Source organism: Janthinobacterium lividum (genome assembly GCF_011601275.1).
Taxonomy (GTDB): Bacteria; Pseudomonadota; Gammaproteobacteria; order Burkholderiales; family Burkholderiaceae_D; genus Janthinobacterium; species Janthinobacterium lividum_E.
Genome location: NZ_JAAOLY010000009.1, coordinates 234,638 through 246,750 on the forward strand (window position 1 = coordinate 234,638; position 12,113 = coordinate 246,750).

Below are 12,113 nucleotides of genomic sequence, written 5' to 3' on the forward strand. Positions count from 1 at the left end.
CTTTATTTTATATTTAACCGCAGTTTTCAATCTCCAGTTCTCCTACCAATATGAGGCCTGGCGCTTGGAAACCGCATCTGATAGGAGCACATCATGGAGTTCGATATGGTCGATAACACAGCTTTAGGTACCGTCATCAAGGTCGTCGGCGTCGGCGGTGCGGGTGGCAATGCAGTCCAACACATGATCAACAAAGGCATGTCGGGCGTGGAATTCATTGCCGCCAACACCGACGCACAGGCCCTGTCGACATCGAAGGCCCACAACATCATCCAGATCGGCGATACCGGTCTGGGCGCCGGCATGAAGCCTGCCGTCGGCCGCCAGCTGGCCGAAGAATCGCGCGCGCGCATCGCCGATTCGCTGCGCGGCGCGCACATGGTCTTCATCGCCGCCGGCATGGGCGGCGGCACGGGCACAGGCGCCGCTCCCATCGTGGCCGAAGTGGCCAAGGAACTGGGCGCGCTGACGGTGGCCGTGGTCTCCAAGCCATTCTCGTACGAAGGCCAGAAGTGCATGGACATCGCCGACGAAGGCCTGGAACAGCTGTCCCTGCACGTCGATTCGCTGATCATCATCCTCAATGAAAAACTGGAAGAGATCTATGAAGACGAAAGCATGCTGGAGTGGATGCAGCACGCCGATGATGTGCTCAACAACGCGGTGGCCGGCATTGCCGAGATCATCAACGTGCCTGGTCATATCAACGTCGACTTCAACGACGTGAAAACCATCATGGGCGAGCAGGGCAAGGCCATGATGGGTACGGCGACGGCTTCCGGCGTCGACCGCGCGCGCATCGCCGCCGAACAGGCTGTCGCTTCGCCGCTGCTGGACGGTATCGATCTGTCCGGTGCGCGCGGCGTGCTGGTCAACGTCACGGCCAGCCGTGGCTTGAAAGGTAAAGAGATCAAGGAAGTCATGGCTGCCGTGCGCGCGTTTGCCGCGCCGGACGCGTCGATCGCGCAAGGTATCGCCTACGACGACGCCATGGGCGACGACATCCGCGTCACCGTGGTGGCCACGGGCCTGGGCCGCGCCAAGAAAAATATCCAGTTGGTACCGCAGCAAGTGCTGCGCACCGGTACCCACAACAGCCCGCTGACTCCGTCGGCTGCCATGGGTAGCGCGCAAGCGGCGACGACGACGGTTGGCGTGGCCACGCCGGCGGCCGGTTTCGACGGCATGAAGGCGCCGGCGGTATGGCGCCGTGAATCGGCTTCCGAGCAAGTGCGCGCGATGGAAAAGAATGGCATGGAGACGTACGACATTCCCGCCTTCCTGCGCAAGCAAGCTGACTAAGGTGGTTTGATGTATGCACGGATGACGGCGGCCTGAGGGTCGCCGTTTTTTTTGTCGGTTTTTGACTTTTGACTTTGCCTTTCCTGCCATTTTCTGCACAAATACGGCAAGTCAGGCATACTATCGCGCAGTGTCGGCATCATGCCGGCAGCATCCTCAACCGACAGTACACAAGGAGTCAACATGACCATCAAGATCCGCGACACCCTGCCAGAAGGCACCCTGGCCGAATTCATCGAAAGCGAAACCGAAGGTTGCGCACTGGGCCCGAACACGTTCAACGTGCAAGACCTGGTCAAGGGCAAGAAGATCGCCATCTTCGGCCTGCCAGGCGCCTACACCCCGACCTGCTCCGCACAGCACGTGCCAGGCTACGTGCAGCACGCTGCCGACCTCAAAGCCAAGGGCGTCGATGAAATCTGGTGCATCTCCGTCAACGACGCGTTTGTGATGGGCGCCTGGGGCCGCGATCAGAAAGCCACCGGCGTCGTGCGCATGATGGCTGACGGCAATGCCGCCTACAGCAAGGCACTTGGCCTGGACGCCGATTTCTCCAAGCACGGCATGGGCACGCGTTCGCAGCGCTACTCGATGCTGGTCGACAATGGCGTCGTGACGCAATTGAACGTCGAGCAAGGCGGCAAGTTTGAAGTGTCGAATGCAGAGACGCTGCTGGGCCAGCTGGCTTAAGCCGAGTGCAGGCTGGGCAGGCCTGTGTCGGTCGCCGTAGGTCGTCTTAGCACAGCGTAAGCCGGCGTGCCGAGTTGTCATCCCGTTTGCTCCGGCATTGTTGGATTGCGCGCCGCGCGCTAATCCAACCTACGCATAAATCAAAACGGCGCCATCGGCGCCGTTTTGACGTTTACTGTACCGACGGTTTCGTTGCCTCGAACATGGCCGCATCGATGCTGAAGGAATAGTCGTCCTGCAGCGAGAAATATTTTCTCGCTTCCTCGGGCGCGCCATCGAACAGGTTGCGGATGGCCGCCACGCGCTCGTTCGGCGTGCGCATGCGCGCCACCCACTCGTCGAACTGCATCGTCAGCTTCCACACGCTGCGCAAGCTGTGCGTGAATCCCGCATTGTTGAATTTGGCGCCCCATTCGCAGGTGCGGTAGTCGCGCACGTGGGAAGCGTCGCGCAGCATTTCCACCGCCTGCAAGGTGCTGTCGTACAGGGCCGTTTTCGGCGCGACGATGTCGATCACGAGCAAGGTGCCGTTCGGGCGCAGCACGCGCCACGCTTCCGCGAGGGCAGCGGCCACGTCGTTCCAGTGGTGCGCGGAAAAGCGCGTGACGACCATGTCGAAGCTGGCGTCGGCAAACGGCAGGCGCGCCACGTCACCCTGTTGCGTGCTGATGTTGTGCAAGCCGCGCTGCGCCTTCGCGTGGTCGACGACGTCGAGCATGGGCTGCGCCAGGCCGTAGGCGACCACCGATTGCGCCACGGGAGCGACGGCGAAGCTGGCGTGGCCGGCGCCGCAGCCCAGGTCCAGCACCACCGGTTTGCCATGGCGGCGCGCGCATTCCTGCATCAGCACCAGGTCCGCGCCTTGCGCGTGTACGGCGCTGCTCAGGTAGGCATTGGCCGTCTTGCCAAATTGTTCGGTAACGACATCGTGCTGCTGCATGGTTTTCTCCTGTTGATGGGTGAGTTCCTGCAGAATAGGGATAAAATTATCCTGTAACAAGACCATAACTTATACTGGTATATCTACTACCATGCATCCGTTCCATGTCAAACAAACTTGCTGAATTCATCCGCGCCCGGCGCGAAGCCGTCACCCCCGCCATGGCTGGCTTGCCCGGTGGCGGGCGGCGGCGCACGCCCGGCTTGCGGCGCGAAGAGCTGGCGCAGCTGTGCGACGTCAGTCCCACCTGGCTGACGTGGCTGGAGCAGGGGCGGCCCGTATCGGCGTCGGCCAAGATGCTGGCCCGCCTGGCGCAGGTGCTGCAGTTGAGCACGGCCGAGCGCGCTTATCTGTTCGAGGTGGCCGACAAGCATGACCCCAGCCACGCGACAGGCGAGGGCGGGGGGCCTGCTGGCGCCGAACTGGCCGTCATCGTGTCCGCCATCGACGCGCCCGCGTACGTCCTCGATCGCGCATGGAATGCCGTGGCGTGGAACGGCGCGGCGTCCACCTTGTTTGCGGGCTGGCTGCAGGCCGGGGAGGGCGCGCCGAACCAGCTGCGCTTCATGTTCCTGGACGCAGGCGCGCGCGATCTCGTCGTCGGTTGGCCCGAGCGGGCGCAGCGGCTGGTGGCGGAGTTCCGCGCCGATATCGGCCGGCAGGCGGACCAGGCGCCGCTGGCCGGCCTGATCGCGGAACTTACTGGCGCCAGCCTTGAATTTCGCCAGTGGTGGGGCGCGCAGCAGGTGCAGGGCCGAGATGGGGGCTTGCGCCAGTTCCAGCATGCGCAACAGGGGCTGCTGGTATTTAATCAGGTGACCTTGCACCTGGCGCGCCAGCATGACTTGAAACTGGTGATGCTGTTGCCTGTGTAGTTGCTCCTTTGAAAATGTAAAACGGCCGCGCTTGTTATAATCGGCTTGATGGTTTGGCCTTGCCACACTGTCCTGGCTCCGGCCGTCGCCATGATGACGGTCCCGCTCTTTCGCCAGGAGTCTGTCCTGATATCCCGCAATCCCAACCTGCGCAGCATCTATGTGATGCTGGTCGCCGTCGCCATGTTTTCCCTGATGGACACGGCCATGAAGTTGCTGTCCGCCCATTATCCGCCCATGCAGGTGACGGCCTTGCGTGCGCTGTCCTCCTTGCCGCTCGTGTGCCTGTACCTGCTGTACCGCGGCGCCTTCAAGAACTTGCTGAAGGTGCGCTGGCCCCTGCACGTGCTGCGCGGCGCGCTGGGCGTGCTGATGATTACCCTGTTCGCGTATGGCTTGAAGCGCATGTCGCTGGCCGAGACGTATGCGCTGTTTTTTGTTGCCCCCTTGCTGATCACGGTCCTGTCGGTTTTTATCCTGAAGGAAAAAGTGGACTTCGCGCGCTGGTGCGCCATCGCCGTGGGACTGCTGGGCGTGCTGGTGGCGCTGCGCCCCGACGGCTCGGGCTTCTTTTCCCTGGCCGGGCTGGCCGTGCTGGGCTCGGCCGCCTGCTATGCCATTTCCGCCGTCACGGGCCGTATCCTGAGCCGCACGGACGCCAGCGAAAGCATGGTCTTCTGGCTGATGGTGATGATGGCCGGCGGCGGCGTGGCCCTGTCGGCGCATGAGTGGGTGAGCATCCGCAGCGAAGACTGGTGGCTGCTGGCGGGCTTGTCGCTGAGTGGTTTCCTGGGCCAGCTGGCCATCACGGAAGCGTTTCGCCATGGCAAGGCCTCCAGCGTGGCGCCGTTCGAATACTCGGCCCTGGCCTGGGGCATGGCCCTGGACTGGATGCTGTGGCGCGCCCTGCCCGACGAATACACCTTGATCGGCGCGGCCATCATCATCGGCAGCGGCATTTACCTGGTGCGGCGCGAAGCCGTGCATGTGGAAAGCGAACATCCGTGAGGAACGGTTGTGGTATTTCTGGCGTGATCCATGCCGCACCGCAACGAAAATCCGGCAAATAGATATAATCGACAGATGTTAAAACAACGCACCATCAAACAACAGGTCCGCACCATCGGTGTCGGTTTGCATTCCGGCACCAAGGTCGAGCTGATCCTGCGTCCTGCCGCGATCGACACGGGCATCGTGTTTCGCCGCATCGACCTCGATCCCATCGTCGAGTTCCCCGCCAGCGCCATGGCCGTGGGCGACACGCGCATGGCTTCCGTGCTGATCAAGGATGGCGCCAGGGTGTCTACCGTGGAACATCTGATGTCGGCGGCGGCGGGCCTGGGGATCGACAATATGTATATCGACGTGAATGCGGAAGAAATTCCCATCATGGACGGTTCCGCCTCGTCCTTCGTCTACCTGCTGCAGCAGGCTGGCGTGGAAGAGCAGCAGGCGGCGAAGAAATTCATCAAGGTCATCAAGCCCGTGGAAGTGCGTCACGGCAAGGGTGATGCGGAGAAATGGGCGCGCTTGTCGCCGTATGACGGCTTCAAGCTCGATTTCTTCATCGAATTCAACCATCCGGCCGTCGATGGCACGATGCAGCGCGCCTCCGTTGATTTCGGCGACGTGTCCTACGTGCACGACGTGGCACGCGCGCGCACCTTCGGTTTCATGCAGGACGTGGAAAGCTTGCGCGGCATGGGCCTGGCCCGTGGCGGTTCGCTGGAAAACGCCATCGTCATGGACGAGTACCGCATCCTGAACGCGGACGGCTTGCGCTATGAAGACGAGTTCGTGCGCCACAAGATCCTCGACGCCATCGGCGACCTGTACCTGGTGGGCCACCCCTTGCTCGCCTACTACACGGCGCACAAGTCCGGCCATGCGCTGAACAACCAACTGCTGCTGGCGCTGCTGGAGCAGCCCGATGCGTATGAAATCGTGTCGTTCGCCACGAACGAGGCGGCGCCGCAGTCGTATCTGCGTCAAATGGAACGCGAGTGGTCGCTTACCTGAGTTAATCCTTCGGTTCGCGGTGGTGGCGCACCATATTGCGCAGCGCCGCGATCAACTGCTCGTTCTGCTTCGACGCGGGCAGGGCCGTGCTCAGCTCTTCCAGAGCCGACATGGCTTTTTCCGGCAAGACCAGCGCCCGGGTATGCACGATGGGCGCGATGCTCTTGATGACTTGCACTTTCAGCTTGATGCCTGAAATCTGCCAGCCCTTTCTTTCCAGTTCCCCTTGTAACTTCGGCAATTGCTGCTTGAGCTTGGCCGCCAGCGCCGCGTTCGGCGTGGCCAGCACCAGTTGGCCGCCCTCGAATTGCAGGATGTCGCAATGCTCGAACATGGCCGGCAAGGCCCTGGCGCAATCTTTTTGCAGGGCGGCCAGGCGCGTGACGGTGGGCATCAGGGACGCCATCGTCGCGTTGCCTCGCAGAAAGTCGGTTGCGCCCGTCGCGGCCGGGCCTGAACGGGCGAAGCCGTAGCCGCGGCGCGGCGCCGGAGAATAAGTGGGAGTTCGCATGGCCGAAACATAGCACACTCGCCCGCGCATGACGAGTGCGGCGGCGAGGGCGGCGCAGGCGGGCGGGCCGTATTGCCTTACAGTATGGAAAATGTCCGCAATTTCTGCCATTTGTTTGTCATTAAGCTATTGTTATATGGCGCATTACCCCAACCATGTCGGGAACGCATGATAAAATCATCGTCTTTTGCCATAGTCGAACTCCGTGCGGTGACGCGATACCTACCTCGTTGTTCCCTACCGAGCTTTTTTTAACGGCGTTTTTTCAAGAATTCAAGCATGTCATTACTGACCCAGATTTTCGGTAGCCGCAACCAGCGGCTGCTCAAGCAATACCAAAAAACGGTACGCGAGATCAATGCGCTCGAGCCGGCCATCGAAAAGCTGTCGGATGCCGAGCTGCAAGCGAAAACGCCTGCCTTCAAGGAACGCATCGCCGCTGGCGAATCGCTCGATGCCTTGTTGCCGGAAGCATTTGCCGTCTGCCGCGAGGCCAGCAAGCGCGTCCTGCGTATGCGCCATTTCGATGTGCAGATGATCGGCGGCATGGTCTTGCATTTCGGCAAGATCGCGGAGATGGGCACGGGCGAGGGCAAGACCCTGATGGCAACCTTGCCAGCCTACCTGAATGCCTTGTCGGGCAAAGGCGTGCATATCGTCACCGTCAATGATTACCTGGCGCAGCGCGATGCCGAGACCATGGGCCGCCTGTATGCATGGCTGGGCCTGTCGACGGGCGTGAACATGTCGCAGATGGAGCACAGCGCCAAGCAGCAGGCGTACAACTCCGACATCACCTATGGCACGAACAATGAATTCGGTTTCGACTTCTTGCGCGACAATATGGTCTACGAAGCGCGCGAACGCGTGCAGCGCAGCCTGAACTTCGGCATCGTCGATGAAGTCGACTCGATCCTGATCGATGAAGCGCGTACGCCGTTGATCATTTCGGGTCAGGCCGAAAACCACACGGACCTGTATCACAAGATCAATGAAGTGCCTGCGCGCCTGACCTTGCAGATCGGCGAAGAAACGCCGGACGGCAAGGGCAAGGTTGACGTGCCGGGCGACTACACCAAGGATGAAAAAGCGCACCAGGTGCTGCTGACGGAAGCCGGCCATGAAAAGGCCGAAGGCATCCTGATGGAAATGGGCCTGCTGCCGGAAGGCGCGTCGCTGTACGATTCGGCCAACATCACCCTCGTGCACCACCTGTATGCGGCCCTGCGCGCGCATGCGCTGTACTTCAAGGATCAGCACTACGTGGTGCAGAACAATGAAGTGGTGATCGTCGATGAATTCACGGGCCGTCTGATGACGGGCCGCCGCTGGTCCGATGGCTTGCACCAGGCCGTCGAAGCGAAAGAAGGCGTCAAGATCCAGAACGAGAACCAGACCCTGGCCTCGATCACTTTCCAGAACTACTTCCGCATGTACGCCAAGCTGGCTGGCATGACCGGTACGGCCGATACCGAAGCGTACGAATTCCAGGAAATCTACGGCCTGGAAACGGTCGTGATCCCGCAAAACCGTCCGCTGCAGCGCAAGGACCGTCAGGATCAGGTCTACAAATCGTCGGCTGAAAAATACAACGCGATGTTGAACGACATCCGCGACTGCTACGAGCGCGGCCAGCCCGTGCTGGTCGGTACGACCTCGATCGAGAACTCGGAACTGCTGTCGGGCATCCTGACCAAGGCCGGTTTGCCGCACAACGTGCTGAACGCGAAACAGCATGCGCGTGAAGCGGAAATCATCGCCCAGGCAGGCCGTCCGAAAGCCATCACCATCGCCACCAACATGGCCGGTCGTGGTACGGACATCGTGTTGGGCGGTAACGTCGAGAACCAGATCAAGTTCATCGAAGCCAATGCTGAACTGAGCGATGCCGACAAGGCAGCCCAGTCGCAGACCTTGCGCGATGAATGGCAATCCCTGCACGACCACGTGGTCAATGCGGGCGGCTTGCACATCATCGGTACCGAACGCCACGAATCGCGCCGCGTCGACAATCAGCTGCGTGGCCGTGCCGGCCGCCAGGGCGATCCGGGTTCGTCGCGCTTCTACCTGTCGCTCGACGACGCGCTGCTGCGCATCTTCGCCGGCGACCGCGTGCGCGCCGTGATGGACCGTCTGAAAATGCCGGAAGGCGAACCGATCGAGGCAGGCATCGTCTCGCGTTCGATCGAATCTGCCCAGCGCAAGGTCGAAGCGCGCAACTTCGACATCCGCAAGCAATTGCTGGAATACGATGACGTCGCCAACGACCAGCGTAAAGTGATCTACCAGCAGCGTAACGAGCTGCTGGAAACGACCGATATCTCGGAAATGATCGGCTCGCTGCGCCATGGCGTGTTCACCGACCTGGTGCACGAGTACGTGCCGCACGAATCGGTGGAAGAGCAGTGGGATATCAAAGGTCTGGAAAACACCCTGGCCAGCGAATGGCAGCTCGACTTGCCGCTGCAGCAATTGCTGGAAGCTGATTCGACCCTGACAGACGACGAGATCCTGGAAAAAGTGCTGGCTGCGGCCGATGCCGTGTACCAGTCGAAGATCGATATCGTCGGCAAGGAATCTTTTGGCGGCTTCGAACGCAATGTCATGCTGCAAAGCGTGGACAGCCACTGGCGTGAACACCTGGCGGCACTCGATCACCTGCGCCAGGGTATTCACCTGCGCGGTTATGCGCAGAAGAACCCGAAACAGGAATACAAGCGCGAAGCGTTTGAACTGTTTGGCCAGATGCTCGACATGATCAAGAACGACGTCACGAAACACGTGATGACGGTGCGTATCCAGTCGCGCGAAGAAGTCGATGCGGCCGAACAGGCGATGCAGCAGTCGCACGTGGAAAACGTGCACTATCAGCACGCCGAATTCGACCCGAACGCGGCGCCGGAAGAACTGCTGGCGCCTGTGGCCGGCGGCAACATGGACAACGTCGATGACATGAGCGTGAGCATGGGCGTCAAGGTCGGTCGTAACGATCCATGCCCTTGCGGCAGCGGTAAAAAATACAAAGCTTGCCATGGCAAGCTGGCATAAGGCGGTTTGACAGCCTGAGCAAAAACGGAGACTACGGTCTCCGTTTTTTATGCCTTTTCAATTTGCGGGCGCGCATGTGTGGGCACGCATGTTCACCGGCGCCGCGAAGGCGCTACAATAGCGCTTCCATTTTCCCTCGCAGAAGAACTCACCATGGCCGTCAATTCTCCCAAGCCCGTCGCCGCCGACTTGAAAGCCGTCGCCGGCATTGAAATCGGTGTTGCCGAAGCCGGCATCAAGAAACCCAACCGCAAGGATTTGCTGGTATTGAAACTGGCGCCGACGGCCACCGTGGCCGGCGTGTTCACCCTGAACCGCTTTTGCGCCGCACCCGTGCAAATCTCGAAAGCCAACCTGGCCGCAGTGACGGCGGGCGCCGCGCCGATCCGCGCGCTGCTCGTCAATACGGGCAACGCGAATGCGGGCACGGGCGAATCGGGCCTGGCCGACGCGCAGGCCAGCTGCGCCGCGCTGGCCGAGCTGCTGGGCTGCACGCCGCAGCAAATCCTGCCGTTTTCCACCGGCGTGATCCTCGAACCGTTGCCCGTGCAGCGTCTCGTTGCCGGCCTGCCGCAAGCCGTGGCCGCGCTGACCTCGGACAACTGGTTCTCGGCTGCCGAAGCCATCATGACCACCGATACGCAGCCGAAAGCCGGCTCGCGCACGGTCATCATCGGTGGGCATGCGGTCACCCTGACGGGCATCAGCAAGGGCGCCGGCATGATCAAGCCGAACATGGCCACCATGCTCGGTTTCCTCGCGTTCGACGCCACCGTGGCGCAACCGGTGCTGGACCAGCTGGTGAAGCAGGCGGCCGACAAATCGTTCAACTGCATCACCATCGACGGCGACACATCCACCAATGACTCGTTCATGCTGGTGGCCACGGGCGCCGGCAGCCTGGTGATCGATTCGATCGACTCGCCGCACTATGCGGAACTGGCCGCCGCCGTCACCGAATTGTCGACCTTCCTGGCACAAGCCATCGTGCGCGACGGCGAAGGCGCGACCAAGTTCATGACGGTGACCGTGGAAGACGGCCGCAACGTGGAAGAGTGCCGCAAGATCGCCTATTCCATCGCCCATTCGCCGCTGGTGAAAACGGCCTTCTTCGCGTCCGATCCGAACCTGGGCCGCATCCTGGCCGCCATCGGCTATGCGGGCGTGGACGACCTGGACGTGGGCCAATTGAACCTGTACCTGGACGACGTGTGGGTGGCCAAGAACGGCGGCCGCAACCCCGACTACCAGGAACAGGATGGCCAGCGCGTGATGCAGCAAAGCGAAATCACCATCCGCGTCAAGCTCGCGCGCGGCGATGCCACGGCCACCCTGTGGACGTGCGACCTGTCGCATGACTACGTGTCGATCAACGCCGACTACCGCTCATGACCGGCCTCGATCAATTCCTGATCCGCGCCGAGCGGGTACTGGCGCGCCTCGAGTCGATCTTGCCGCCGGCCTTGCCGGCAACCGACTGGAACAGCTTTGCCTTCCGCTGGCGCCGGCGCCAGGGCGCGCTTCCTTACCTGCAGGCCGTGGCCCACGTGTCGAACATCGCGTTGGACGACTTGCACAATATCGGCACGCAAAAAGCGCAGATCGAGCAGAACACGCGCCAGTTCGTCAGTAGCCGTCCGGCCAATAACGTGCTGCTGACGGGCGCGCGCGGCACGGGCAAGTCCTCCTTGATCAAGGCCTGCCTGAACCAGTTCGCCGACCAGGGCCTGCGCCTGATCGAAGTGGACAAGGCCGAACTGGCCGACTTGCCCGACATCGTCGACCTGGTGGCGGCGCGCCCCGAGCGCTTCATCATCTTTTGCGACGACCTGTCGTTCGAAGAGGGCGAGAGCGGCTACAAGGCGCTGAAAGTGGCGCTCGACGGCAGCATCGCCGCGCAATCGGACAATATGCTGATCTACGCCACCTCGAACCGCCGTCATCTGATGCCGGAACGCATGTCCGACAACACCAGCTACAAGACGGACGACGATGGCGATCTGCATCCGGGCGAGACGGTGGAAGAGAAAATTTCGCTGTCCGAACGTTTCGGCCTGTGGCTGTCGTTCTATCCGTTCAAGCAGGACGATTACCTCGATATCGCGGCGCACTGGCTCGCCTCGTTCGGTTGCACCCAGGAGCAGATCTCGCAAGCGCGCGGCGACGCCCTGCGCTGGGCCTTGCAGCGAGGTTCCCGTTCGGGCCGGGTGGCGTGGCAATTCGCGCGCGATTATGCGGGGAAACTTCCTGCGGGAAAGTTGCCGCAATGAGTGAAGTGAAAGTGAAACCGGTCGATGTCGCCGTCGGCATCCTGATGAAGCCGAATGGCGACGTGCTGCTGGGCCAGCGCCCGGCCGGCAAGCCGTATGACGGCTATTGGGAATTTCCTGGCGGTAAAGTCGAAGCGGGCGAAGCCATTCTTGATGCCTTGAAACGCGAGTTTGTCGAGGAACTGGGCTTGCATATCGACAGTGCCGAAGCCTGGTGCGGCGTTGAATATGTGTATCCGCACGCCCATGTGCGCCTGCATTTCTATATCAGCCGCGATTGGCGGGGCGAGCCGCAAAGCCTGGAAGGGCAGGCGTTCGCCTGGCAGGGCACGGTCGGCGTGGAACCCTTGCTGCCGGCCACCATTCCCCTGCTGGAATGGTTGGATGAGGTACGCCGGGAATCGCTGGCGCCTGCCTGATCTGTACTTGTGCCAGCGGGCAGCATCACGCTGCGTGCT

The 12,113-nt window shown here is 61.5% G+C and carries 11 protein-coding genes; 9 read left to right on the top strand and 2 right to left on the bottom strand.

Annotated elements, in window-relative coordinates:
- Positions 1-93: 93 nt before the first annotated feature.
- Both ftsZ and GYK42_RS15955 read left to right on the top strand, forming a co-directional pair.
- On the top strand, positions 94-1,302 hold the full coding sequence (gene ftsZ / locus GYK42_RS15950; protein ID WP_034784974.1) for a cell division protein FtsZ: 1,209 nt from the start codon (positions 94-96) through the stop codon (positions 1,300-1,302).
- A 183-nt stretch (positions 1,303-1,485) separates the two neighbouring features.
- On the top strand, positions 1,486-1,992 hold the full coding sequence (locus GYK42_RS15955; protein WP_166448267.1) for a peroxiredoxin: 507 nt from the start codon (positions 1,486-1,488) through the stop codon (positions 1,990-1,992).
- Between the two features lie 172 nt (positions 1,993-2,164).
- Here the strand turns inward: GYK42_RS15955 and GYK42_RS15960 are convergent, their stop codons facing one another.
- Positions 2,165-2,932: a class I SAM-dependent methyltransferase gene (locus tag GYK42_RS15960; RefSeq protein WP_166448268.1), complete on the bottom strand. Its 768-nt coding sequence runs from the start codon at positions 2,930-2,932 to the stop codon at positions 2,165-2,167.
- A gap of 104 nt (positions 2,933-3,036) precedes the next feature.
- On the opposite strand from GYK42_RS15960, the gene GYK42_RS15965 reads away from it, so the two are divergent.
- From GYK42_RS15965 to lpxC, 3 genes are all read left to right on the top strand, one after another.
- Positions 3,037-3,807 carry a helix-turn-helix transcriptional regulator gene (locus GYK42_RS15965; RefSeq protein ID WP_166448269.1) on the top strand — a complete coding sequence of 257 codons (771 nt, stop codon included), beginning with the start codon at positions 3,037-3,039 and terminating at the stop codon, positions 3,805-3,807.
- Positions 3,808-3,972: 165 nt separating this feature from the next.
- Positions 3,973-4,815, top strand: a complete 843-nt coding sequence (locus tag GYK42_RS15970; protein ID WP_166448308.1) for a DMT family transporter — start codon at positions 3,973-3,975, stop codon at positions 4,813-4,815.
- A gap of 75 nt (positions 4,816-4,890) precedes the next feature.
- Positions 4,891-5,826, top strand: a complete 936-nt coding sequence (gene lpxC / locus GYK42_RS15975; RefSeq protein ID WP_128141365.1) for a UDP-3-O-acyl-N-acetylglucosamine deacetylase — start codon at positions 4,891-4,893, stop codon at positions 5,824-5,826.
- 1 nt (position 5,827) lies between these two features.
- Here the strand turns inward: lpxC and GYK42_RS15980 are convergent, their stop codons facing one another.
- Positions 5,828-6,337, bottom strand: coding sequence for a DciA family protein (locus tag GYK42_RS15980; protein WP_166448270.1), 510 nt, complete (start codon positions 6,335-6,337; stop codon positions 5,828-5,830).
- A gap of 279 nt (positions 6,338-6,616) precedes the next feature.
- Here GYK42_RS15980 and secA point away from each other — a divergent pair, with 279 nt between their 5' ends.
- The 4 genes from secA (at position 6,617) to GYK42_RS16000 (ending at position 12,074) form a co-directional block, all read left to right on the top strand.
- Positions 6,617-9,385: a preprotein translocase subunit SecA gene (gene secA / locus GYK42_RS15985; RefSeq protein ID WP_046683346.1), complete on the top strand. Its 2,769-nt coding sequence runs from the start codon at positions 6,617-6,619 to the stop codon at positions 9,383-9,385.
- 153 nt (positions 9,386-9,538) lie between these two features.
- Positions 9,539-10,777, top strand: coding sequence for a bifunctional glutamate N-acetyltransferase/amino-acid acetyltransferase ArgJ (argJ, locus tag GYK42_RS15990; protein ID WP_166448271.1), 1,239 nt, complete (start codon positions 9,539-9,541; stop codon positions 10,775-10,777).
- Positions 10,774-11,655, top strand: a complete 882-nt coding sequence (locus GYK42_RS15995) for an ATP-binding protein (RefSeq protein ID WP_166448272.1) — start codon at positions 10,774-10,776, stop codon at positions 11,653-11,655. The genes argJ and GYK42_RS15995 overlap by 4 nt, the downstream gene beginning before the upstream one ends.
- A complete protein-coding gene (locus GYK42_RS16000; RefSeq protein WP_166448273.1) occupies positions 11,652-12,074 on the top strand; it encodes an NUDIX domain-containing protein in 423 nt (140 codons plus the stop codon). Before GYK42_RS15995 ends, GYK42_RS16000 begins: the two co-directional genes overlap by 4 nt.
- Positions 12,075-12,113 lie beyond the last annotated feature (39 nt).

What these genes read in the sequence shown, in the direction of transcription:
- secA (WP_046683346.1), top strand. Translation starts at nt 6,617, where the DNA reads ATGTCATTACTGACCCAGATTTTCGGTAGCCGCAACCAGCGGCTGCTC.
- GYK42_RS15995 (WP_166448272.1), top strand. Translation starts at nt 10,774, where the DNA reads ATGACCGGCCTCGATCAATTCCTGATCCGCGCCGAGCGGGTACTGGCG.
- lpxC (WP_128141365.1), top strand. Translation starts at nt 4,891, where the DNA reads ATGTTAAAACAACGCACCATCAAACAACAGGTCCGCACCATCGGTGTC.
- GYK42_RS15965 (WP_166448269.1), top strand. Translation starts at nt 3,037, where the DNA reads ATGTCAAACAAACTTGCTGAATTCATCCGCGCCCGGCGCGAAGCCGTC.
- GYK42_RS15970 (WP_166448308.1), top strand. Translation starts at nt 3,973, where the DNA reads ATGCTGGTCGCCGTCGCCATGTTTTCCCTGATGGACACGGCCATGAAG.
- GYK42_RS16000 (WP_166448273.1), top strand. Translation starts at nt 11,652, where the DNA reads ATGAGTGAAGTGAAAGTGAAACCGGTCGATGTCGCCGTCGGCATCCTG.
- GYK42_RS15980 (WP_166448270.1), bottom strand. Translation starts at nt 6,337, where the DNA reads ATGCGAACTCCCACTTATTCTCCGGCGCCGCGCCGCGGCTACGGCTTC.
- argJ (WP_166448271.1), top strand. Translation starts at nt 9,539, where the DNA reads ATGGCCGTCAATTCTCCCAAGCCCGTCGCCGCCGACTTGAAAGCCGTC.
- ftsZ (WP_034784974.1), top strand. Translation starts at nt 94, where the DNA reads ATGGAGTTCGATATGGTCGATAACACAGCTTTAGGTACCGTCATCAAG.
- GYK42_RS15960 (WP_166448268.1), bottom strand. Translation starts at nt 2,932, where the DNA reads ATGCAGCAGCACGATGTCGTTACCGAACAATTTGGCAAGACGGCCAAT.
- GYK42_RS15955 (WP_166448267.1), top strand. Translation starts at nt 1,486, where the DNA reads ATGACCATCAAGATCCGCGACACCCTGCCAGAAGGCACCCTGGCCGAA.